This is a genomic window from Chamaesiphon sp., from assembly GCF_041738855.1.
GTDB lineage: Bacteria > Cyanobacteriota > Cyanobacteriia > Cyanobacteriales > Chamaesiphonaceae > Chamaesiphon.
On sequence record NZ_JBGSPA010000007.1, the window covers coordinates 68,389 to 91,411 of the forward strand.

The 23,023-nt window shown below is 47.7% G+C and carries 15 protein-coding genes; 7 read left to right on the top strand and 8 right to left on the bottom strand.

Annotated features, from left to right (window positions below; genetic code table 11):
- Positions 1–60: 60 nt before the first annotated feature.
- Positions 61–1,779: a diflavin flavoprotein gene (locus tag ACEW9I_RS01395; RefSeq protein ID WP_373538589.1), complete on the top strand. Its 1,719-nt coding sequence runs from the start codon at positions 61–63 to the stop codon at positions 1,777–1,779.
- On the opposite strand, the gene ACEW9I_RS01400 is transcribed toward ACEW9I_RS01395, so the two are convergent.
- Both ACEW9I_RS01400 and ACEW9I_RS01405 read right to left on the bottom strand, forming a co-directional pair.
- Positions 1,776–3,494 carry a response regulator gene (locus tag ACEW9I_RS01400; protein ID WP_373538590.1) on the bottom strand — a complete coding sequence of 573 codons (1,719 nt, stop codon included), beginning with the start codon at positions 3,492–3,494 and terminating at the stop codon, positions 1,776–1,778. The genes ACEW9I_RS01395 and ACEW9I_RS01400 overlap by 4 nt on opposite strands.
- Positions 3,495–3,567: 73 nt before the next feature.
- Positions 3,568–5,781: an ATP-binding protein gene (locus tag ACEW9I_RS01405; protein WP_373538591.1), complete on the bottom strand. Its 2,214-nt coding sequence runs from the start codon at positions 5,779–5,781 to the stop codon at positions 3,568–3,570.
- A gap of 262 nt (positions 5,782–6,043) precedes the next feature.
- Between ACEW9I_RS01405 and cobT the strand changes: the two genes are divergently transcribed.
- Both cobT and hslO read left to right on the top strand, forming a co-directional pair.
- Complete coding sequence (gene cobT / locus ACEW9I_RS01410) at positions 6,044–7,141, top strand: nicotinate mononucleotide-dependent phosphoribosyltransferase CobT (RefSeq protein ID WP_373538592.1); 1,098 nt, start codon at positions 6,044–6,046, stop codon at positions 7,139–7,141.
- A 527-nt stretch (positions 7,142–7,668) separates the two neighbouring features.
- Entirely contained in the window at positions 7,669–8,565 is an 897-nt protein-coding gene (hslO, locus tag ACEW9I_RS01415; protein ID WP_373538593.1) for an Hsp33 family molecular chaperone HslO, read from the top strand.
- Between the two features lie 118 nt (positions 8,566–8,683).
- On the opposite strand, the gene ACEW9I_RS01420 is transcribed toward hslO, so the two are convergent.
- The gene (locus ACEW9I_RS01420; protein WP_373538594.1) at positions 8,684–9,505 is read right to left on the bottom strand and encodes an SIMPL domain-containing protein; all 822 of its coding nucleotides are present in this window, start codon (positions 9,503–9,505) and stop codon (positions 8,684–8,686) included.
- Positions 9,506–9,650: 145 nt separating this feature from the next.
- The gene (locus ACEW9I_RS01425) at positions 9,651–9,839 is read right to left on the bottom strand and encodes a hypothetical protein (RefSeq protein ID WP_373538595.1); all 189 of its coding nucleotides are present in this window, start codon (positions 9,837–9,839) and stop codon (positions 9,651–9,653) included.
- Positions 9,840–10,036: 197 nt separating this feature from the next.
- Here ACEW9I_RS01425 and ACEW9I_RS01430 point away from each other — a divergent pair, with 197 nt between their 5' ends.
- The gene (locus ACEW9I_RS01430) at positions 10,037–11,125 is read left to right on the top strand and encodes a response regulator (RefSeq protein WP_373538596.1); all 1,089 of its coding nucleotides are present in this window, start codon (positions 10,037–10,039) and stop codon (positions 11,123–11,125) included.
- A 223-nt stretch (positions 11,126–11,348) separates the two neighbouring features.
- Here the strand turns inward: ACEW9I_RS01430 and ACEW9I_RS01435 are convergent, their stop codons facing one another.
- The 3 genes from ACEW9I_RS01435 to dnaE form a co-directional block, all read right to left on the bottom strand.
- Positions 11,349–11,747, bottom strand: a complete 399-nt coding sequence (locus ACEW9I_RS01435; RefSeq protein ID WP_373538597.1) for a hypothetical protein — start codon at positions 11,745–11,747, stop codon at positions 11,349–11,351.
- Positions 11,748–11,844: 97 nt separating this feature from the next.
- Positions 11,845–12,756, bottom strand: coding sequence for an alpha/beta fold hydrolase (locus ACEW9I_RS01440; RefSeq protein WP_373538598.1), 912 nt, complete (start codon positions 12,754–12,756; stop codon positions 11,845–11,847).
- Positions 12,757–13,106: 350 nt separating this feature from the next.
- The gene (gene dnaE, locus ACEW9I_RS01445; RefSeq protein ID WP_373538599.1) at positions 13,107–16,760 is read right to left on the bottom strand and encodes a DNA polymerase III subunit alpha; all 3,654 of its coding nucleotides are present in this window, start codon (positions 16,758–16,760) and stop codon (positions 13,107–13,109) included.
- A 140-nt stretch (positions 16,761–16,900) separates the two neighbouring features.
- Here dnaE and ACEW9I_RS01450 point away from each other — a divergent pair, with 140 nt between their 5' ends.
- From ACEW9I_RS01450 to lysA, 3 genes are all read left to right on the top strand, one after another.
- Complete coding sequence (locus tag ACEW9I_RS01450) at positions 16,901–17,053, top strand: hypothetical protein (RefSeq protein WP_373538600.1); 153 nt, start codon at positions 16,901–16,903, stop codon at positions 17,051–17,053.
- A gap of 20 nt (positions 17,054–17,073) precedes the next feature.
- Positions 17,074–19,335 (top strand): FdhF/YdeP family oxidoreductase, encoded by a 2,262-nt coding sequence (locus tag ACEW9I_RS01455; RefSeq protein WP_373538601.1) that lies wholly within the window; start codon positions 17,074–17,076, stop codon positions 19,333–19,335.
- A gap of 290 nt (positions 19,336–19,625) precedes the next feature.
- Complete coding sequence (gene lysA, locus ACEW9I_RS01460) at positions 19,626–21,011, top strand: diaminopimelate decarboxylase (protein ID WP_373538602.1); 1,386 nt, start codon at positions 19,626–19,628, stop codon at positions 21,009–21,011.
- A gap of 139 nt (positions 21,012–21,150) precedes the next feature.
- Here the strand turns inward: lysA and ACEW9I_RS01465 are convergent, their stop codons facing one another.
- Positions 21,151–22,626, bottom strand: coding sequence for a leucyl aminopeptidase (locus tag ACEW9I_RS01465; RefSeq protein WP_373538621.1), 1,476 nt, complete (start codon positions 22,624–22,626; stop codon positions 21,151–21,153).
- Positions 22,627–23,023: the final 397 nt, after the last annotated feature.

Genomic DNA, 23,023 nt, shown 5'->3' on the forward strand with positions numbered 1-23,023 from the left:
GCGTTCTCCCCTATCTCCGCGCCCTCTGCGTTAAAAAAACCACCCCAACCAAGCACCAATATGCCCCCCCGCGACCTCCAACCCTACCCCATCGCCCCCGACACCACCGTCCTCCGCTCCCGCACCTGGGATCGACTCAAATTTGAGATCGAGTACGGACTCGCACGCGGTACCACCGCCAACTCCTTCATCATCACAGGCGACACCAAAGCTCTGATCGACCCCCCTGGCTCCTCCTTTACTGACGCATTTATCACCGGATTGAACAACCGATTTGATGTCAAATTAATCGAATACGTCATCCTCGGACACATCAATCCCAATCGCGGCGAAACCCTCAAAAAATTACTTGAACTAGCCCCACAAATTACTTTCGTCTGCTCCAATCCTGCGGCGATCGCATTACTAACGATCCTCGGACGTGACGATCTCGACATCATCGCGATTAAGGGTGGTGAATCGATCGATCTAGGCAAGGGACACGTCCTCAGATTTATCCTCGCACCTACTCCCCGTTGGCCCGATCGCTTATTAACTTACGACTCCAAAACTCAAGTTCTCTACAGTGATAAACTCTTCGGTTGTCATGTTTGTGGCGACCAAGTATTTGATGAAGGATGGGAATCTTACTCGGAAGATCGGCGTTATTATTTCGATTGTTTGATGGCTCCAGCCGCTAAACAAATTGGGTCTACTTTAGATAAAATCGCTGAGTATCCGATTAGTCTCTATGCTACCGGACATGGGCCGTTGGTGAAATATGGTTTGATGGAGCTAACTAATCTCTATCAACAGTGGAGCAAAACCCAAAGTAGTCAATCACTCTCAGTTGCGCTGATTTATGCTTCGGCTTATGGCAATACGGCGACGGTTGCTCAAGCGATCGCCTCGGGAATTACTAAGGCTGGTGTGGGTGTAGAATCAATCAATTGTGAATTTGTCGAACCAGCGGAAATTAAGGCAGCTTTAGAAAGATGTACGGGGTTTATTATCGGTTCGCCGACGCTCGGCGGACACGCACCAACCCCGATCCAAACAGCTTTAGGGGTCATCTTATCATCTGCCCAGAAGACTAAATTAGCTGGGGTATTTGGCTCATTTGGCTGGAGTGGAGAGGCGATCGATCTTTTAGAAACAAAGCTCAAAGATGCTGGCTACAAGCTCGGATTTGAGCCGATTCGGGTGAAGTTCAAACCCACGGAGATGACGCTCAAAGAGTGCGAAGAGACAGGTACAGACTTTGCGCAAGCTGTGAAGAAAGCCAAAAAAGCCAGTATTCCCAAAGCCAAAATTGGCGACGCGACAACCGATCGCGTCGAGCAAGCTGTCGGGCGAATTGTTGGCTCGATGACGATCGTCACTACTCAGCAGGGCGATCTATCTGGTGCGATGTTGGCTTCTTGGGTATCTCAAGCCACATTTAATCCGCCTGGTTTGACTGTCGCAGTTGCCAAAGAACGCGCGATCGAATCGTTGATGCACAAGGATGGTAAATTCGTCCTCAATATCCTCGAACAGGGCAAACATATCCCCTTGATGAAGCAATTTCTCAAGCCATTTGCGCCAGGTGAAGATCGATTTGTCGGTGTGAATATGGAGGCAGCAACTAATGGTTGTCCGATTCTTACTGATAGCTTAGCCTATCTAGAATGCAACGTCCAAAGTCGAATGGAATGTGGCGATCATTGGTTGATTTATGCCACGATCGATACTGGCAAAGTATTCAATTCAAGCGGAGTCACCGCAGTCCATCATCGCAAATCGGGTACTCACTATTAGTTTAATAGATATAAGTTGGTTTCCAAGGCGCGATCGATTTGGCGAACTAGATCGATCGGTAGAAATGGCTTAGCGACAATTTCGACTACGCCTAGTTCTGTGAGCAGATCGCGTTCTGGCAAATGGCGACTAGCCGTGAGCAGCACGACGGGAATATGTTGGGAATAACGCCGCGATCGTAGCTGTCGTAAAAATGTGATTCCATCCATTTCTGGCATCATCATATCTAGAACGATCGCCTGTGGTTGATTTTGCTCGATCCCATTTAGTCCTTCTTGTCCGGATGCCGCTGTCAGGATATCCCACCCCTTGAGTTTATGGAGACACATGGAGACGACTTCGCGGATGTTGCGATCGTCATCGACAATCAGAATTTGTTTATCAATACTATTAAATAAATCCAATGGTTCGTTGATTATTGACTTGGTAGGGATGAAAATCTGCTCGAAGTTCTCACCATAATTAATTTTAGTTTTTTTAATAACCTGTTTCTTACTCAGGTATTTATCAATTGTCTTGAGGATTGCTGATGGTTGGATTGGTTTTCCCAAAAATCCATTAGCTCCGACAAATTTGGTACGGACTCGATCGATCAAACCATCACTACCAGTTAAAATGATAATTGGGATCGTTGCCAACGAAGGTGTTTTGCGAATTTGTTCGCAAACTTCATAACCATTCGTAATTGGCATCACCAAATCGAGCAAAATCAGATCGGGCTTATTTCTAATCAAACTGGGGATAATCTTGAGTGGATCTTGTACTCCAAACGATCGATAGCCATGTGCTGTGATAATTTTTTCGAGATGTTTGTAAACGGCGATACTGTCGTCAACACAAGCAATTAGGGGAATCGATTTAGACGTGACTCTTTGCTCCAATATCGAAGTTGGCTCGACCGATGTTAAATAACGATTGGGTGATAAATTTTGAGGTTGGCGTAGTTGTGGCGAAACAGCCGTTGGAGCTAGTTCTGGAAAAATCTTGACTTCATCAAAACTGCCTTGTGCTGTTCGCGGTTGCCGCAGTGGTGATAGGGTAATGATGCCTAGCGTGAGTAAAGGTAGCAAAGATTCTACTACATCGATTAATTGTTTGCGATGGTGAATGGCTAAAGTGCGGAGAGATTTGCTACCATCAATTGATGAAATTAAATATTTCAAGTCTCGATCGTCATCAAAGTTAGCAATCTGACCTGATTTTTGGACGATCGGAAATAAACTTGGTGGATAACTAGCTAGCTCGTGCCGCTCCCACTCTTGCCAAGCTTGAATCGTGCGCGTGAGCATTGGTTGAACTTCGAGCAGTGGTAAAACTGACTTTAAGTGAGTATTGTTTACAACTGGAATCAGGTGATAGGACAATCGATCGCCCTGATGTTGACTGAGTTGAATGATATCAAATAAAACTTCCTGGATCGCGCATTCTTGAGCTAGTTGATTGGAATTTAAAAATATCTCTTGAGTATTAGTAGATTTGACCAACCGATCGAGCGGCATATTGAGCGAAGCGAGAGCCAAATTTCGCTTCCACCGATCGATCCCATCAATCCCACCACTAATTCCTGCCAACCGTCCAGATGAAAAGCAAAACATCCAGCTTGGATAATCTGCAACCTGCACGATCAGGTTGCCACTGAAAGCATCATTTTTGATTTTATTAAACTCGGCGATCGCGTCTTTGAACCCGATCTTGTTGTGACTATCAATACTCATAGTTATTAAGCCGTGGCTGTGCCGATCGAATAGTTAGTGGCAAAGCTTATTTCTATAAAGTGCCCGAGTTCGATCAGTTTTCATTCATTGGCTGGGGTAAAATCACAAAAAACGTACTACCGTGTCCCCACACACTTTCTACCCAGATCTGACCTTGATATTGGAGGACGATCGATTTACAAATTGCGAGTCCCAATCCAGTCCCACCTTTGTCGCGAGCATCGGAACTATCTACCTGTTGAAAGCGATCGAAAATGGTTTCTAGTTTGGCTGGCGGGATGCCGCGCCCGCGATCTTGGACGGTAAAGTGGATCTGCTGCCCTCTCATCGTCACAGGCGATCTCGCTAAGTCAGAGCGCGTCAAGCCAGACGAGATTGGCTCTGGGCTGGCGGTGGCGGTACTGACAGCGATCGACACCACACCGCCTGGATGCGAAAATTTGATGGCATTGCTGAGGAGATTGGTGAAGATCTGGACGATCCGATCGGGTGCTACCCAGATCTGGAGCGGCGGACAATCTAGCTCTAGTTGCACATGAGCCGCGTCAGCACTACCGATCGTACTGGCGATCGCTTGCTGGATGATCGTGTTGGCATCACACCATTCTGGTGCTAATACATGACTATTTGACGCCAATTTTTCCAGATCGAGGATATCATTGACCATCCGCACTAGCCGTTCGGTTTCGATGGCGGCAATTTCGATCATCTGCTTCATTTGGGCTGGATCGTCATCCATCACACCCATCGCCACAAGTCCCAACGCTCCCTGCATCGAGGTGAGTGGTGTTCGCAATTCATGACTGACGATGCCGATAAATTCGTCTTTGAGTTGTTCTACCGCTTGACGTTGTGCCAACTCGGCATTGAGCAGTTGCAGGGTCATTTCGGCGTGGTTGCGGTGCGTCAGTTCGCTCTGGGCTTGAGTCAACAGATCTGCTTGGTGGATCGCGATACTGACTTGACTGGCGATCTGCTCCAATAGCTCGATCTCGGCAGTTTGCCACGGACGTGGAGCCGAGCAGTGGTGGGCGGTGAGTAGCCCCCACAAGGTATCGCCCTTGAAGATTGGTACCAGCAAATTGGCTCTGATTTGCAAACTTTCCAATAGCTGTATGTACCACTCATCGATACCTGCGTTGTAGATATCCGCGTTGGCTGTCCCCACTCCCCGCTGGAAGTCTTCCAGATACAATTCGATGCAAGTGACATAGATCGTCGTGTTGAGGATCGCTTTCCAGTCTGCACCGACAGACTCGACGATCGCCGTACCGCTCCAATCTGGCGCAAACTCATAGACAATCACTCGATCGGTTTGCAGGAACTGTCGCACCTCATCGACAGTAGTCTGTAAGATTTCTGATAAATCGAGCGATCGCCGAATGCGGATTGTCATATCCATTACCAGCCGTTGCTGCTCTAACTGGTTTTGAAGTAACTGCTGGGCTTGATGGCGATCGTCGATATTGATGGCGGTGCCAATCATCCGCATCGGTTCCCCAGCCTCATCAAAGTGTACCTCTCCTCGGGTTTCGATCCAGTGGATGCACCCATCTGCCCAGACGATCCGAAATTGATGGCACAAGATCGCCCCCTCGGCGATCGTGTTCTCCACAAATCTTAGTACCAGCGGGCGATCGTCTGGATGAATGTACCCAGTAAATGTACCAGCAGTACCGTCAAAACTGCCAGGGAGCAAGCCAAATAACTGTTCTTGCTCTTGATTCCATTCGATCTCTCCCGATCGCAGATTCCAGTCCCACATCCCCATCCGTGCCGATGCCAATGCTAGTCGCAACTGTTCTTCTTGGCGAGCGAGGACTGCCAGATGTCGATCGTTTTGGGCTTGGAGTGCGGCTACTTGACGGAGGAGATCCCCTTGTTTGATGGCATGATGTAGCGATAGTCGCAGATTTTCAGTTGTCAATTGTGACTTGTTGAGATATTGCTGAGCACCAAACTCGATCGCGCGAGTTGCTAGCTGTTCGCCCTCATAGCCTGTCAGCAACACTACTGGCAGATCTGGCTTGTCAATCTGCTGCTGCAAGGCTTGCAAAAATTCCAGTCCATTCATATCTGGCAACAAATAATCAAGTAAAATCGCATCGGGTTGCGCGATTTGGTATTGCTGCAATCCCTGGGCACCTGTTTCTGTCTCCAAGATCGTGTAATTGTAGCGATCGTCTTGGTATAAATAGTTTTGCAGCAATTCTCGGTAGATTGGTGAGTCTTCGACAATCAAAATCGTTCGGGATTTGTCGCAGGTATTGCCGCTATTCGGGTGCATCAGATCTATTACTCAAGCTGGTATTGAAGTAGCAATTTAATAGTTCCCCAAAATGACGAGATCGGCACAGTCACTCACTCAGAAATCCCCTCCATAGTGACACTAGTTACCGGCTGATTTGTAGGGAGCGAGGATGGCAAACCCACCCGCACTATAAATGTGCTGCCCTACGGGCACCCCTCCCAAGAGGGGATTTTTTTGAGGATCTATTACAATATCTATATACTATGTGTGCGTTCGGCTCATCGATCCTCAGCAACCAATGATTCAGATCCATACCCAACCGATCGCCGCACAACAGTGGTTGGAGCGGTATCGCGGCAAATTGCCAGTATTTGCGTGCGTGTTGGGATTTACCGAGACTTGTCTGATTCCAGGGATCTCTGCTGCGGGCAAAACCCCAGCAGATCGGCGGTATACGGCGATCGCTGATGCCGAATTTTTGGCCAATGGCGTGCGACTCCAGCCCGATTACCCCTTACCACCACTGATTGCTGGAGCATCACCTGTCTATATCGCGCGGGCAATTGTCGCTGCGTTAGCTCTCCCGCTATATATCTTCAATGCAGGCTTACCCATCTCGCCAACTGTCCCCCATCTAGATCTCGGTGGGATACCAGCAGCTTGTCTGACGACAGGTGCGGCTTTACCAGTGGCGACAGTCGCAAGACTCTATCAACAAGGCTTGAGCTGGGGGGAGAAATTAGCTGCTGTGGTGGGTGCGCAGAGCTATCTCGTCATTGGGGAATGTGTGGTGGGGGGGACTACTACCGCCCTGAGTCTCCTCACTGGCTTGGGCATCGACGCACTTGGTAAAGTCAATAGTAGTCACCCCGTCTGCAATCATCAGCAAAAAGCAGCAATTGTCGGGCGCGGATTGGCACAGCTCAAATTACCACTCTCGCCCCTAGCAATAGTCGCAGCCATCGGCGATCCGATGCAAATCGTCGTAGCTGGGATGGCGATCGCTGCCAGTCGCACCTGTGGTGTATTGCTGGCTGGGGGGACGCAAATGTTGGCTGTAGCCGCTCTGATTGACGCGATCGGGGTCGATCTGGGTCTGGAGATCGACACGGCTCAGATCGTCGTCGGGACGACTAATTGGGTAGCCACCGATCGCTCGGGTGATACTATTGCCCTGGCGCGATCGCTCCCCCAGATCCCGTTAATTTCTACCAAATTGAGTTTTGCTAGTTCCAAATATCCCCAATTGCAAGTCTACGAGCAGGGTTTTGTCAAAGAAGGCGTCGGTGCGGGGGGACTGGCGATCGCCGCTAGCTTATACCAAAATTGGGGACAAGTAGAACTACTCGACTCGATCGAGCAATTATTAGCCGCCAGTTTGGCGATTGCCAAGTAGCGTCGATGTTGGTGAATTGTGCCAAACTTTTCCGAAATAGTCCGCCACCAAATTAGAGCGGTTCGCGATCGATCGGGCAAGCCTAAAGAAACACAACCACTACCCGCCCCGAATTCAGCCGCCAGTTACCGATCTCAAGCAATCATTAATTATCGCTCGACGGCTACTATAGCAATAGCCAAGACAGTTAAGACACTCTCAATACGGTTCGGTTAATAAATCATCGATCGTATATTAGTCCGCGTAGGCGGACTTTGCATCACTAGCAGCGACTTCAGTCGCTAGCTAACCGAACCGTATTGAAGACACTCTGCCTTTTAGTCTGCGGAGGCAGACTTTGCGCCATGAGCGACGACTTCCAGTCGTTGTCATGTCCTCAGCACTGTGGCGGTTGCTATACTGACTCGATGCGATATCTGGCTTCCTGTAATCAGGACGTGAGGGTGCTCTAATCCGCACTCCTCAAAACTGGAATCTGCGGAGGGCAACATCTAAAATAAGAGGTAAAGGAATATTTAAAGATAGTTATGAGCGATCGATTGATTCGAGCAACAGCAGCAGGTGGCGGTATTCGCGCCGTCGGGGTCATTACTACCAACCTCACCGAGACAGCCAGAGTGCGGCATCGACTCTCTGCGGTATCTACAGATGCGCTCGGACGGGGGATGGCTGCCGGATTATTGCTCTCATCGGGGATGAAAACCAAGTTTGCACGCGTCAATCTCCGCATCAAGGGAAATGGCCCCATCGGCGGGCTAATGGTCGATGCTGGGGTCGATGGCACTGTCAGAGGCTACGTCAATCATCCCCATGTCGAAGTCCCACTCACTGCTGATGGTAAACTGGATGTCGGTGGCGCGATCGGTCAAGCAGGCTTTGTCTATGTCTTTCGCGATTTGGGTTACGGTCGTCCCTATTCAAGTACTGTCGAGTTGGTGTCTGGCGAAATCGGCGATGATGTTGCCAATTATTTATTTAGCTCCGAGCAAACTCCCTCGGCTCTGGTTTTGGGCGTGTCGATGAACAGCCACAGCGTACAATCGGCGGGCGGGATCTTGATCCAAGTTTTGCCAAAAGCCGCACGGGATGAGTCATTGGTAACGCTACTCGAAACCCGCGTGAGTGGCTTACAAGGGTTTACACCGCTATTGAAGGCAGGGATGGATCTGCCAGATATTTTTGAGGAACTGTTGGGAGATCTGGGCTTGACGATTTTTCCGGAGGAACGAGAACTAAAATTTGACTGTCCTTGCACCGAGCAACGGATGTTGGGCGCACTCAAGCTACTGGGGAAGGATGAACTTGAGGATATGATCGCTACAGATAAGGGTGCTGAGGCTGTCTGTGATTTTTGTGGGGAAATATATCACGTTAGTGAGGAAAAACTCGCCAATTTGGTGGGAGAGTTGCAAGTCCAAAATTAGCGTATTTATTAACTAAGGTCTGCAATCTAGATGGTAGGTTGGGCGGTTTACTCTCCTAGTAGCAATGCCCATCCTCCCAGTCTGACAACTGCGATCTCAACTGTCAACTGTCAACTGTTTAATACCCAATATCCAACGTCACTGCTGCTTCCACTTGTTGTTCGCCGCCGATGACTGGAGTAGTTGCCGCCGCTGCTACCTTCGATCGCAACATCTCTTGAGCGATCGGTATTGGCGGAGGGGTGGAGTTACTATTGATTTGGATGCCGATGACTTCTCTGCGCTTGAGATTGAGACTCTCAAGTACTGCATCGGCTTGGCGTTGGGCATCTTGAGTCGCTTGTTTGAGAGCTTGGGTTTGAGCGATCGCAATTGCCTCATCACTAGCAATAAAACTCACTCCCTCGATCCGTGTCGCACCATTTTTGACAGCAGCATCGAGGATCGCACCCGCTCGATCGGTTATCACCCGAAAACTGATACTGTTGTTGGCGGTATATCCCGTGAGTTGGGGGGTAGCGTTCGGTGGATAGGTATAAGTCGGATTGAGATTGATCCCCGTGGTTTGGAGCTTGTCTACCCGCTGCGTTTTGAGATAATCAATAACTCGTGTCGAGCGGGTAGCGGTGGCTTGTTGGGCAGCAGTGGGCGTTTTGGCTGAGACTTCGATCGCGAGTCGAATTTGGCTGATGGTAGTGGGGATGGTGACGATCCCTCTCCCACTCGCTGTGATGGTGCGGGCTGGCTTGCGTTCTTGGGCAAGGCTCGGAGCTATCCCCATCGTCAGCACCAAGCTGGCTGTCAACAACAGCGATAGTGCCGATCTGGTTCTCGATTGCCAGTGGTGGGAGCGGTTTTTGCTCATACTATTGAGATGCTCTGAAACACCGCTCTGAGGGCGTGTGAGCAACAGCGATCGCACTTTGGTCATTTTGGTCATTCGAGGTAGGTTTTCACAATTGAGAGGTGATGTTGATGACTGTCGCGATCGTCAACATGTTTCCATCGCTAACTAACCCAAGCGGTTGGAAACCGCTCCTCGTGATGCAAAGTCCGCCTACGCGGACTAGTCTATTAGTACAGCTTTAGGCGGACTTTGCAACAGTAGCCGCGACTTTAGTCCTGGCACTATCGGATGCAGGCATTTCCTCTCGATCGAGATTGAGAGTCGGGGCAGTTGAGAATCCGTTAGCAAAGCTGCTGTGAAAGAGGATCGCGATCGATGTTGAGATTACATTTGGATTGGGCATATTAAGTACAGGAGATAGTTTCAAGATCTAAATGAGTTGGCTCATCTTGGCGATGCGATCGCCAGCGGCTCTACTGGCTCCAATGTTCGTTATTAGAGGATAGATCGATCGCCAGATTCATCCTCACCGCCGCTCGACGATGACAACATCTGTAATTCACCAGCGATAAGGTCGAACTGTGCTGTAGCGACAAGATTAGTTAAAATATATCCATACCAGTGATGACTAGAATTGTTGAAGCATTAAAAGACATTATCCATCAAGAGCTATCAGGGCAATTAATCATCAAAGACCCGCTCGATAGTGCGCTCACTTGGGAAGCTTACTTTGGTAATGGTAAGCTGCATTTTGCAACTAGTACACAGGGGCAAAGAGAGCGGTTGATGTATTTGACTAGACATCATCATCCTGATTTTAATATCAGTGAATTTCCGGTCGGACAGTCTGATTACCAATTTATCTGTCATCAATGGCAATCTGGTAAGTTATCGCTGCAACAAGTTCGGCAACTGGCATTTACCAGTACCCAAGAAGCTTTTGTACATATTATGGCAATGGGTCATGCCGAGATGGAGTTCAATCTCGATGCTCACTTAGATGTCTTAATTTTGTCAGCTTCAGTGCAACAGATTATCAATCCAGTCAAACAGTTGATTTGGCAATGGCAGAAAATTAGACCGCATATTGCTTCACCATTAGTCAGAGTATATCTGTCCAATATTGATAGCTTATACAAATTACTATGGCAACAGCTTCAAAGTACCAAAGCGATCGAGTCTTATCAAGCCGCGCTCACTCAAAATCTTTGTCTTTATAGTACTGCCAATCAACTAAGTGTTGATGTCCAACAACTCACTCACATGCTGCTACCACTAGTCCGCAACCGCAGCGCGCAGATTTCTGGATATGGTGAGAAACAAGATGAAGAGCGTCCATTGATTGCTTGTATCGACGATAGTCAAACTGTCCAAAATAGTGTCAAATTAACGCTAGAAGCGCAAGGTTATGAGGTGATAAGTTTACTCAAGCCCGCTCAAGCCATGACTAAGTTGATTCGTACTCATCCGATGCTGATCTTGATGGATATTAGTATGCCAGATATCAATGGCTACGAACTCTGTCAATTGCTCCGCAAATCTCCCAGTCTCAAAACTGTCCCCATTCTGATGCTCAGTAGTCGCGATGGGTTATTTGACAGGCTCAAAGCCAAGATGGTCGGTGCTAATGATTATATGACTAAGCCATTTACACCTACCGATCTGGTTAATTTGGTCAACAAATATGTTTCGCAGGCTTTAGTTAATGCTTGAGCAATTTATATATTATTGAGAAATATAATATCGATCGATTAGTATGAATGTCACATTCATAGATCGTGCTACAGGTAGTTGAATCAAACAGTTTAAAGTCTTATTACTTCAGCTCAAAATAATCTGTGGGCAGTGCCCATCCCACTGGCTGAGAATAGTGACTACTGGCTTGACACTGAGTAATGAAGAGCCACATATTCAAGCATGTCGAGCCACAATATCTCTATATTTCTGGTGGCCATGGTAATTCTTTATAATCTTTCTTCAATTCTTTTGGAGGGATATAATTATGTTCTTCGATGTGTAGTAAAAATCTATCTGGTAGTCTTAGATAATGCTGACTTAAATAATAATCAATATCATCAAACCATAGCCAAGTATCATCAGAACGGTATGACAAGGAAGACCTACCATCACCAGAACCAATTGCCCAAGGAATTGACAAATGTGATGTCGTGACAACTACAGGACTAGAAGTTAAATATTTTTTTAAACTATCCGTATTTTTATAGCTCCAAGATGGATCTAAAAATTCTTTAATGCTGGGACAATTTTTATATGCTATGCCAAATTCTGACCAACAGCCGAACCAACAATATGACCAATCAGCAAAATTATTCATAGCAAAAGTCAGCTTGTAGGGTGGGCACTGCCCATCAACACATTGCCGATTTAATTATCTAAAGTCTAGAACCAAAATATCGATCTTCAGAACGTACCTATCGTACAACCGGAACGATCGCGTCAGATTGAAAAAAATCCAATAGTTCTCGATTGACAATTTGGGGGACTTCTTGTTGAATCCAGTGCCCGCATTGAGGGATTTTCTTCAGTTTAAATGGTGCAGAAATCAATCGTTCCATCCCTTCTGTCAACTTGTTGCTGAGGAAGTTGTCTTCTTCACCCCACAGAATTAGAGTCGGAACAGTCACCATCGATGGTGTAGTATTCCAGTTCTGAAGCCAATTTTGGGGCGCAAGTAGATGCTGGTAATACTTGAGTGCAGCCGCTAAAACTCCAGGTTTTTCTAGAGCTTCTTGATAAATTTGATTGTCCTCGCTGGTGAATGCTCCTTTTCTAACAGCTTGTCCGCGAAAGACATTGAGGATAAAGTCTTTGAGATTTTGCTGGATCAACCATTCTGGTATACCAGGTACCTGAAATGCCAACATGTACCAACTGCGGCGTAATTGATCGAGATTGCTACCCATTTCCTGCAACAATCGTTGCGGATGAGGTGCATTGAGGATCGCCAATCGATCGAGTACTTGGGGGCATTTTTGGGCTAGATGCCACGCAATTGCACCCCCCCAGTCATGTCCGGCTATGTGCGCTTTGACGTACCCTAGTGACTCGATTAGCCCCCGCACATCGCTACTAAGAGTATCAAGATCGTAGCCACCTGAAGGTTTGTCTGAATAATTATAGCCGCGCAAATCGGGAACGACGACCTTGAAATGACGGGCGAGAGCGGGAATCTGATGTCGCCAAGAGTACCAAAATTCAGGAAAACCATGTAGGAGGATGACTAGTTCGCCTTCGCCTTGAGTGACACAGTGCAAGCGAATATTGTTGGTTTGGATAAATTCATGCCGCCAACCCGAATCCAAGGAGGCTGTGTAAGGTTTCATTGATATCTGGCTATGTTGACCTGATTATTAGTATAAACTAGCGATCGCCAATCGTCGGTAATATTTTTCTATTAATAATAATTTATAGCGATTGATGAGTGCCGCTCAGGTACTATGGCGATCTTAAATTAACGTCAGTTCGGGTTGAGCATATTTGCTCCGCTCTAGCCCCGCCGACGATTGAAATCGGGGCTAGTGTCACAAAGTCCGCCTTCGCGGACTGAAGTATAGAGTCCGAGGAGCGCGAGCCGCTAAACCCTCGGTAAAGCCGAGGAGCGCGCATCACTGCGCCTAACATCAACTTAGCTGTTAATTTAGGATTGCTGTAGATCGATCGTCATCTGCACCCATTAGCTATCTAGTGGTTGAATTTGTTTGACTTGGATATCAAAACCTTGCTTCTGCATTCTATCTACTAGCTCTGTTGGATCTTGCACCCAGAATTGTTTGCCAAACAATACTAATCGATAGCCACTGTCGCCCCGCACAATCGCATATACAGGTGTTTTTAGCTCCTGTGTATCTACCGAATACTCTTCTAACATCGTCTTCAATTCTTGGGATTGGATCTCATCCATTGCTACTTTAATTGGTAGCTCGATTAAGACCAGATGTTGGGGTTGAATGTCGAGATCGATCGGTTTATGGACGGCATTGTAATCCAGCGCGATCGCTTGGTCAACAATCATCTGTAGCTCTTCATCTTTGCGATTAATTTTACCGACTAAGATGATTGGGGTATTGACGATCGTTAGTTCTTTGATTTTTTCATAGGCTTCTGGAAAGGCTACGGCTTCAAGTTTGCTCCCCGCAATATCAGTTAGTTTCAAGATCGCCATTGACTTATTTTCTTTTTTAGTCTGGACGATTTTGACCTCGGAGAGCATTACTAGCACCTTGACTTCTTTGCAGGGTTTGTCTATTTCGATCAGTCGTTTACAATCATGATGATGAATTTTAGCAACCTTTTCGGCATTTTTGAGGGGATGATCTGAGACATAGATCCCGAGTAGTTCTTGCTCGAATTGTAGTCGCTCTTGAGATGAGAAGTCACTAACTAAGGAAGACTTGGGTGTAGCTTCAAACCCACCGGATTCTGGTTGAGAATCACCCAATAAATCGAAGAGATTGCCTTGTCCGATCGCTTTTTCTTTCGCCCGATTTTGCGACCAGGGAATAATCACATCCAGATCGTTGATTAGTTGGCGACGATTGCGATCGATATTATCAAAAGCACCACATTGGATCAGGGATTCCAATGTACGTTTGTTGACAGACTGGAGACTCACTCGCTGACACAGATCGGCAAGCGATCCAAATTCTCCATCGGCTTCACGCGCGGTTAAGATATTTTCGATCGCTGCTTCACCGACATTTTTGATTGCAGATAAACCAAACAGAATATTTAATCGATTTGGTCGAGCTGGATCGATAACTGGTCGAAATTTGACATACGATCGATTGATATCTGGCGGCTCGACTTTGATATCTAGAGTTTGCTCACAATTGTTTAGATATCTGGTCATTTTGTCTTGGTCGCCACTATTTGCGGTCAAGAGTGCCGACATATATTCAGCAGGATAGTTGGCTTTTAGAAATGCCGTTTGATAGGTGACATAAGCATAGGCTGTCGAATGGCTTTTATTAAAACAATACTCTGCGAACAATACCATCTTATCAAATAAAGCATCAGCCACTGCATGAGGGACGCCCTTTTTAGCAGAACCATCGAGAAATTTCTCGCGCTGCTTATTCATTTCATCGGCTTTTTTCTTCCCCATACATCGCCGCAAAATATCGGCTTCACCGAGAGTATACCCGGCCAAATCTTGAGCGATCTTCATGATCTGCTCTTGATAGACGATGACACCATAAGTCTCTTCGAGAATTGATTCTAAAATTGGATGCTCGTAAGTAATTTTCTCGCGTCCATGTTTGCGATCGATGAAAATCGGAATCAATCCTGCATCTAATGGTCCCGGACGATATAAAGCGAGAATTGATGACAGATCTTCGATACTCGATGGCTTCAATCTCGCTACCACATCCAGCATCCCCGAAGACTCCAATTGAAAGACACCTTCTAAGTCGCCTGACTCTACTTGTTTATAGGTTTTCTCAACATTGGGCGGACGTTTATTTAATGCTCCTTTGTTGAGGATCTTGTAGGTACGCCGTTCCTCAAAGGTAATATCATCAGGATCGATTTTATCACCCTTCGTTTGCTCGATCGAGTCCAGCGTATTTTGGATGATTGTCAGGTTCCTGAGTCCTAAAAAATCCATTTTCAGCAGACCCATCGAATCCAAATCTTCCATATAATATTGAGTAATTACCGAGCCATCATTGTTGCGCTGCAATGGGACGATCTCATCCAATGGTTGCGCCGAAATTACCACTCCCGCTGCATGAACGCCAAAGGTTTTGTTAGTCCCTTCAATCCGCATTGCCATATCTACCCACTGTCTGGCGGTAATTTTTTCACCAGTTTCGGGATCGGCATATTCACCCGTTTCGTAGATTTGTTTGAACTCTGGTACCGGAGTTTTATCAGAGATCATTACTGCCAATTTAGTCGGTTTTCCTCGCACAACTGGGATCATTTTACCCAGCTCATTGGCTGCACCGTAGGGGATATTTAGCACCCGCGCTACATCCTTGAGTACCGCTTTAGATGTCATCCGGTTGAACGTGATGATCTGCGCTACGCGCTCCTTCCCATACTTTTCGGTCACATAATCGATCACTTCCGCCCGCCGTTCGATACAAAAATCCGTATCGATATCTGGCATCGATTTGCGTTCGGGATTGAGAAACCGCTCGAATAACAGACAATGATGTACGGGGTCGATATTGGTAATCTTCATCGCATAGGCGACGAGAGAACCCGCTGCGGAGCCTCTACCTGGGCCGACGGGGATAGCTCGATCGCGTGCAAATTTGATATAATCCCAAACAACCAGAAAGTATGTCGAAAATCCCATCCGATCGATCATTTTCAGCTCATAATCGAGTCGTTCCTGATACACGGTTTCGATATCTCCATACCGTTGTACCTTCAGCCGTTCCTTCAGTCCTTCTCGCGAAATTTCCTCCACGAAAGTAGCCGGAGTATGCCCAACTGGGATGGGAAAATCGGGAATTTTGGGTTCGCCCAAAATATTATAAGGTTGAATCTTCTCAGCAACTTCGAGCGTATTGGCGATCGATTCGGCAATCACATCATCAGGTAAATGATCGCGGAATAGTAATGCCATTTCTTCGGCAGATTTGAGATATTCATTGCCGCTATACCGCATCCGCTTGTCTTCACGGATCAGTTGCCCAGTCTGGATGCACAACAACGCATCATGAGCCTCAACATCATAACAAGAGACAAAGTGCGAGTCATTGGTCGCAATCAATTTGATATTTAATTCACGGGCGATTTTGACAATCTCAACATTCACTACCCGATCTTCTTTCAAGCCATGATCTTGGATTTCTAGGTAGTAATCTTCCCCAAACCGATCCTGATACCATTTCGCAACTTTTCGCGCCGCGTCGGGTCGTCCAGCCATGATTGCTTGGGGAACTTCGCCACCCAAGCAGCCACTAGTTACGATCAATCCTTCTTTATATTTCTCGATATATTCTTTGTTAATACAGGGACGCGCAAAAATTCCGCGCCCCTGAAAACCTTCGAGGTGAGATACTGTCGTTAATTTGACTAAATTTCGATACCCCTGGGTATTTTTTGCCAAGATCACTTGGTGAAACTTCTGATAGCGTTTTTGCTGTGTGAAGTCACCATTGATCACATACATTTCGTTGCCAATAATTGGCTTGACATTGCGAGTGCGACAGACTTTGATCAGTTCGATCGCTCCATACATCACACCATGATCCGTCAGCGCGATCGCAGGCATCCCCAATTCTACCGCTCGATCTACCAAATTGGGCAACTGACTAGCTCCGTCTAGCAGGCTGTAGTCACTGTGCATGTGCAAACCAACGAAAGACATAGGCTAGGTAGTGTGGTGTCGGAATAGGGAAACTTAACCCCTGCTACTTATCGGGGCAATGGCAGGTAGGACTATTATAGTATGCTCTTTATAGTATTTTAGCACTACTTTATCGAGTGTTGGTCGGATCGCGATTTAATATGAATAAGCTTGCTGGCGATCTCGATTCAATTAATAGCCGATTTTCCAAGGGAGAGGCTGCGCCAACACCATTCACCATCCACCAGGCACCAAATAATCTACCTATTGGTATACCCGATCGATTGGCAGATTATGCTAACTTAGCGAGATAAACTCCTCATCGTGCGATCGTATGGAAACTGACCCGCAGCCCAAACCGCCTTTCAACGAAACCAATGAGGATACCCCAGCCATCGGTGGGGGATTGCCAGTAATTGAGTTTTGGGCAGAGCAGACGCTATCGCCACAAGGTCCTAAACTCTGGAAAACACTATTGCACAAGAGTGCTTGTCTATCTTGCTCGTGGGGTACGGGCGGACAGAAGGGGGGATTTACCAATGAAGAGGGTGAAAAGCTCCAACGCTGTATGAAGAGCGTAGAGGCGATTACGGCGGAGATTCAGCCTGGGGTATCGACACATTTTTTTGATACCAATCCGATCGCTAGACTCAGGCAGTTATCATCTTATGAAGCCGACAGATTGGGACGGTTGAGTTTTCCGGTGATTTTACGGGCGGGAAGTTCGCACTACGAGCGGATTTCCTGGGATGAGATTTATGCGATCGCGACTGCGGCATTTCAAAAAGATCCCGAGCGGGTAGCTTCTTATAGCTCGGGACGCGGTTGCAACGAGGCGGCATTTATCTTGCAACTGATGATGCGGACACTGGGTTCTAATAACCTGGCGGATTGCTCGGATTTGTGTCATGCGCCTTCGACAACGGCACTCGATGCGATGTTTGGTACCAAGACTTCGATCGTCAGTTTGGAGAACTTGAAGGAAGCTGACTGTGTGGTATTGGCGGGGGCAAATTCACCATCCAATCACCCGCGCTTGATGAATGAGTTGATTAAGCTGCGCGAAAAAGGTGCAAAAATCATCATCATCAATCCGATGATGGAAATCGGGCTAGTTAAATTTGGTTCGCCCGCCTTTCCTGTTAAGTCTTTGATTCCAGGTTCGGATATTGCATCGTTGTATCTCCAGCCGATTCCAGGGAGTGATGTCGCCCTATTTATGGGGATTCAAAAAGCTTTAATCGCTCAGGGATTAGTCGATCGCGCGTTCTTGCAAACCCATACTGAAAATTGGGAAGAAATCTTAGCGCAGGCGGAACAGGTAGACTGGGAGACAATTACCGCTACCTGTGGCGTCTGCCGTGCGGAAATCGAAACCGCCGCGACGATAATCGGTCGATCGCAACGGGTAGTATTTGGCTGGGCGATGGGGATTACCCAGCAGACGAATGGTGTCGATAACGTCTACAGTATCGCCAACACCGCCCTGATAACTGGTAATGCGGGCAAAGTGGGAGCCGGATTGATGCCCGTGCGGGGACATTCCAACGTTCAGGGCTTCGGCTCGATGGGCGTAACGGTGAAGCTCAAGGCAGAAATCAAGCAAGCCTTGGAACGGCTGCTGGGACGAGCGTTGACGCTGCCCAAGGGCTACCATACCCGCGACTTAATTGAAGCCGCCGATGCGGATAAAGTCGATACTCTGCTCTGTGTCGGTGGCAATCTCTACGGTGCCAATCCCAACTCCGCTCAGGCAAAACGCGCCTTGAGTAAGATCGATACTATTATTTATCTGGCGACAAAACCCAATATCGGGCACTTTAACGGACTGGCGAAAACCAATACAATTATCATCCCTGTCCTCAATCGCTTCGAGCATCCGTATAAAACCACCGTCGAATCAGGGAATAACTTCGTCCGGTTCAACGACACGGGCGAAACCCATCTCAAGGGCGGAGATTTGGTCACCGAAGTTGAATTTTTGACAACATTGGCAGATCGAGTCTTGGGCGAACACCCGATCGCGTGGCGCAAACTCGCAGATCCGCGCTATGTGCGACAACTAATCGCGACGACTATTCCTGGCTACGAAAAAATCGGCGCGATCGATGAGACTAATGAGGAGTTTACAATCTCTGGGCGGATCGTCACTACCCCCCATTTCAAAACTCCCTCAGGTAAGGCTAAAATGTTCGCTACGCCGCTCCCAGTCCTGACTTTACCAAAACCAGAAGACTTTGGGATCGATCGACCAGATCGCGGTCTGGTGCTAGCACTGATGACTGGGCGCAGTTATTCTCAACACAATACCGTCGTCTACAAAATCGGCGATAAATATCGGGGAATGCCGCACCGCAACTGTATCCTCGTCAATCGGCTCGATGCCGAGAAGATTGGTGTGGCAGCACACGATCGCGTGACGGTGCAGGGAGACGCTGGTAAATTGGATGAGGTGGAGGTGATTTACGGCTCGGTGCGCGAAGGTGCAGCGTTGATGTTTTATCCAGAAGTGAATGTGATTTTTACTGCCCAAACCGAAACGCGATCGGGTACGCCTGCCTACAAGCGGGTACCTGTAGTTATTTACAGTCCATAGACAACCTTAAAGAACCAAGTCTATTGCTGTGCGGGCTGGCGTCCTGCCGTTGTCGCTCCGCTTGAGCGAGGAGTTAGGGGTGAGGCGGTATTTTGGTAGGGGTTCAGAAGGACGTATAGAAAGCAGTCCTCAGCATCGCCGTCGCCATGCGGATTGCCCGCAATGGCGCGCAGCAACTGAAAGCCCGATTTCTCAAGAAGGCGCATGGATGCCAAGTTCCGTTGCAGCACTTCAGCTTGAATCTCTGTTAGTCCGATTATAATTTAACTATTGAGTATAATTTCCAAATAATGGTATCGATCTCCGCAACTCATCCAACTAGCCGCCAGTACCTACCCCCAGCTACTCCCGACGCATCGCCCAATCAGCACATTCTCCCACTGACTGCGACAGTTAACGATCGAGATTGTCTCGAAGTTGGGGGCTGTGATGTCACCGAATTAGTACAGCAATTTGGTTCGCCGTTATATATCCTCGACGAGCAATCGGTTCGCACCGCCTGTAGGCAATATCGGGATGGGTGGCAGAAATATTATCCAGGTGAATCGCTGGTAATATATGCGTCAAAAGCATGGAGTTGTCTGGCAATCTGCGCGATCGCAGGTAGTGAAGATTTAGGGATCGATGTGGTATCTGGTGGCGAAATTCTCACCGCGATTAAGGCTGGGGTGAGTGCGGAGAAAATCTACTTCCACGGTAATAATAAATCAGTTGCCGAACTCGAACTCGCGATCGCCAACAACTGTAGAATTATTGCCGATAATTGGCTCGAACTCGAAAACATCGCCAATATCGCCAGCGCAGCAGGTAAAAACGTCCCCGTAATGATTCGGCTCACACCAGGGATTGAATGTCACACCCACGAATATATCCGCACCGGACATTTAGATAGTAAATTTGGTTTCGATCCCAATCAACTCGATGAAGTCTTCACCTGGTTGAGCAAGCAGACAGATATTACCTGTATCGGCGTTCACGCCCACATTGGCTCCCAAATCTTCGAGCAACAACCCCACCAAGATTTAGCTGGCGTGATGGTGGAATGGTACAAACTCGCCCTCAGTCACGGCTTACCCATCAGTGAAATTAATGTCGGAGGTGGCTTGGGCATCAAATACACCGAAGCCGACGATCCTCAAAGCATCGACGCGTGGATAAAAAACGTCGCTACTGCCCTCAAAATCGCCTGTGACGAGCATGGAGTCGCCTATCCACGCGTGCTATCGGAACCTGGACGCTCCTTGATTGGGAGTAGCTGTGTCACCGCCTACACCGTCGGCGGCAATAAAACCGTCCCAGGCATTCGCACATACATCAGCATCGATGGTGGGATGTCCGACAACCCCCGCCCGATTACCTACCAATCCCAATATCGAGCGATGATTGCCAATAAAATGTCCGCCCCGATGACAGAAACAGTCACGATCGCGGGTAAGCATTGCGAGTCAGGTGATATCTTAATTAAAGATGCCCAAATTGCCGTTGCTGTACCTGGAGATATCCTCGTCGTTCCGGCGACTGGTGCGTACAACTATAGTATGTCTTCCAACTATAATCGGATTACCCGTCCGGCAGCGGTCTTAGTCAATTATGGCGAAGCAAATATCATCATCCAACGCGAAAATTACGACGATTTGTTGAGGTTCGACAGATTACCAGAACGCTTGGCAAAGTAGCTAAATAACAATCGAGTTATCATAGACCCAAATATCTCATTACTCACGAGCCGTTATTTTCTGCGCGTCTTCTAGCGATATGAGCGGCCAGTAGGGTGGGCAGTGCCCACCACATAAATTTCAGCCGATCGATCCCAATCTAACTCAATACCCAATTGACCAAAGTTCTGACCGGATGACCCGTCGCACCAGCATTATTCACGCCGCTTTCCTTGTCGCTCCAAACTGGTCCAGCAACGTCCAAATGCGCCCAGGGCGTATCCTTCACAAACTGTTTGAGGAATAGAGCAGCAGTAATCGAACCACCACCACGCGGACCAGTATTTTTGAGGTCAGCGATGGGGGATTTAATACCGTCGAAATACTTATCGGCTAAGGGCATTTGCCAGAAGTTTTCACCTGCAAGTTCGGCTGCTGCCAGAATCTCATCGGCGAGGGACTTGTCGGGACTCCACAAGCCAGAAATATCGTCACCCAGCGCGATGATACAGGCACCTGTGAGCGTTGCCAGATCGACGATCGCATCCAAGCCCAATTTATCGGCATAAACTAACGCATCAGCTAGGGTCAACCGCCCTTCTGCGTCGGTGTTGTTAATTTCGATCGTTTTGCCATTTGATGCCGTCAGAATGTCGCCAGGGTGCATCGCGCGACCGCTAATCATGTTTTCAGTAACTGCACTAATGAAGTGAACTTCGACATCGGGTTTGATTTGACCGATCGCTTTTGCCGCTCCAAACATCGCCGCAGCTCCACCCATATCCATTTTCATGGTTTCGATGCCGCTCCCAGCACCTTTGATATTGAGTCCACCGGAATCAAAGGTTAAACCTTTACCAACGATCGCGATTTTGCGGCGGGGGGTACCTGTGGGGGTATAAGTCAGATGGATAAATTTGGGGGGCATTTCCGATGCTTGCGCTACACCTAAAAATGCACCCATACCCAGAGCCTCACATTCTGCTTGTTCCAAAATTTTGAGCGCAAATCCATACTCTTTAGACATCTGTTCGGCAGTTTCCGCCATACTCATCGGCGTGACGATGTTCGCAGGTGCGGCGACTAGTTCCCGCGCTAAGATCACGCCATCGGCAATCGCTTGAGCTTTGCTAATTGCCGCATCATTTCCGGCGGACTCTAGGATATGCACTTCAGCCAGCTTGAGCTGACTTTCAGGTTTGACTTCGGATTTGAAGCGATTGTCTTGATGGAGTGCTAGGAGCAAACCTTCGCTGATTACTTGAGTAGTTGCAGCCGCATCGTTATTCCAGACAGGGAGACTGATACCGAGAGTTTTTGCTTTTTCACGTTTGGCGGTACGGGCAATTGTCGCACCAGCCTTGCGGAGAGTATCGAGCTTCACTTCCGCCTCCTTCCCCAACCCCACGAGCATGATTTTTTCGACGGGGGTATTGACACCGACACGAGTGACGGCACTACTGGATTTAGTTCCTTTAAATTCAGTCTCCGCGATCAGTGCGGCGATCGCCCCTCCCAATTTAGCATTCAGCTTGGCAAGATCGCCGCTGAGTTCGACAGCATCCTCATACAACCCAATCGCCAAAAGATTTCCAGTCCATTCTAGACAGGGTGTAGCGATCGCTTTGATATCCATATTTACGTTCTGTAGGGGTAATTTCAATAGTTTCTAATGACTGGAGTTGCACAGCATCCAGTGAGTGCTGACTCTCAGAGCCAGTGCAGCACCCCTCTATTGTAGCAATTCTGCTAAAATTCATTAGTTCGCCTTCCCATGCTCGATCGAGCAGAGTACTTAAGTAGATAGGCGCATTTAAATGTAAGACTGAGTGGCATCAACTTAAAAGCCACGAAATCTGTGGACAAATGTTTGATAGCTGAGCGGGTCACCCGCCCAGCAACGAGTATGACTTAGCCAAGGCTGTCATGGCGGAAATGTAATCTCGAAGTGTCACAGGCAAATATGCACTCGATTGTTTTACATTTAATTGCACCTAGCTACTTAGTTTTGACCAACTGTTTTGTTGTGTGAA

What these genes read in the sequence shown, in the direction of transcription:
- ACEW9I_RS01420 (WP_373538594.1), bottom strand. Translation starts at nt 9,505, where the DNA reads ATGACCAAAATGACCAAAGTGCGATCGCTGTTGCTCACACGCCCTCAG.
- hslO (WP_373538593.1), top strand. Translation starts at nt 7,669, where the DNA reads ATGAGCGATCGATTGATTCGAGCAACAGCAGCAGGTGGCGGTATTCGC.
- dnaE (WP_373538599.1), bottom strand. Translation starts at nt 16,760, where the DNA reads ATGTCTTTCGTTGGTTTGCACATGCACAGTGACTACAGCCTGCTAGAC.
- ACEW9I_RS01465 (WP_373538621.1), bottom strand. Translation starts at nt 22,626, where the DNA reads ATGGATATCAAAGCGATCGCTACACCCTGTCTAGAATGGACTGGAAAT.
- ACEW9I_RS01440 (WP_373538598.1), bottom strand. Translation starts at nt 12,756, where the DNA reads ATGAAACCTTACACAGCCTCCTTGGATTCGGGTTGGCGGCATGAATTT.
- ACEW9I_RS01435 (WP_373538597.1), bottom strand. Translation starts at nt 11,747, where the DNA reads ATGAATAATTTTGCTGATTGGTCATATTGTTGGTTCGGCTGTTGGTCA.
- ACEW9I_RS01400 (WP_373538590.1), bottom strand. Translation starts at nt 3,494, where the DNA reads ATGAGTATTGATAGTCACAACAAGATCGGGTTCAAAGACGCGATCGCC.
- lysA (WP_373538602.1), top strand. Translation starts at nt 19,626, where the DNA reads ATGGTATCGATCTCCGCAACTCATCCAACTAGCCGCCAGTACCTACCC.
- ACEW9I_RS01405 (WP_373538591.1), bottom strand. Translation starts at nt 5,781, where the DNA reads ATGCACCCGAATAGCGGCAATACCTGCGACAAATCCCGAACGATTTTG.
- cobT (WP_373538592.1), top strand. Translation starts at nt 6,044, where the DNA reads ATGATTCAGATCCATACCCAACCGATCGCCGCACAACAGTGGTTGGAG.
- ACEW9I_RS01450 (WP_373538600.1), top strand. Translation starts at nt 16,901, where the DNA reads ATGAATAAGCTTGCTGGCGATCTCGATTCAATTAATAGCCGATTTTCC.
- ACEW9I_RS01395 (WP_373538589.1), top strand. Translation starts at nt 61, where the DNA reads ATGCCCCCCCGCGACCTCCAACCCTACCCCATCGCCCCCGACACCACC.
- ACEW9I_RS01455 (WP_373538601.1), top strand. Translation starts at nt 17,074, where the DNA reads ATGGAAACTGACCCGCAGCCCAAACCGCCTTTCAACGAAACCAATGAG.
- ACEW9I_RS01430 (WP_373538596.1), top strand. Translation starts at nt 10,037, where the DNA reads ATGACTAGAATTGTTGAAGCATTAAAAGACATTATCCATCAAGAGCTA.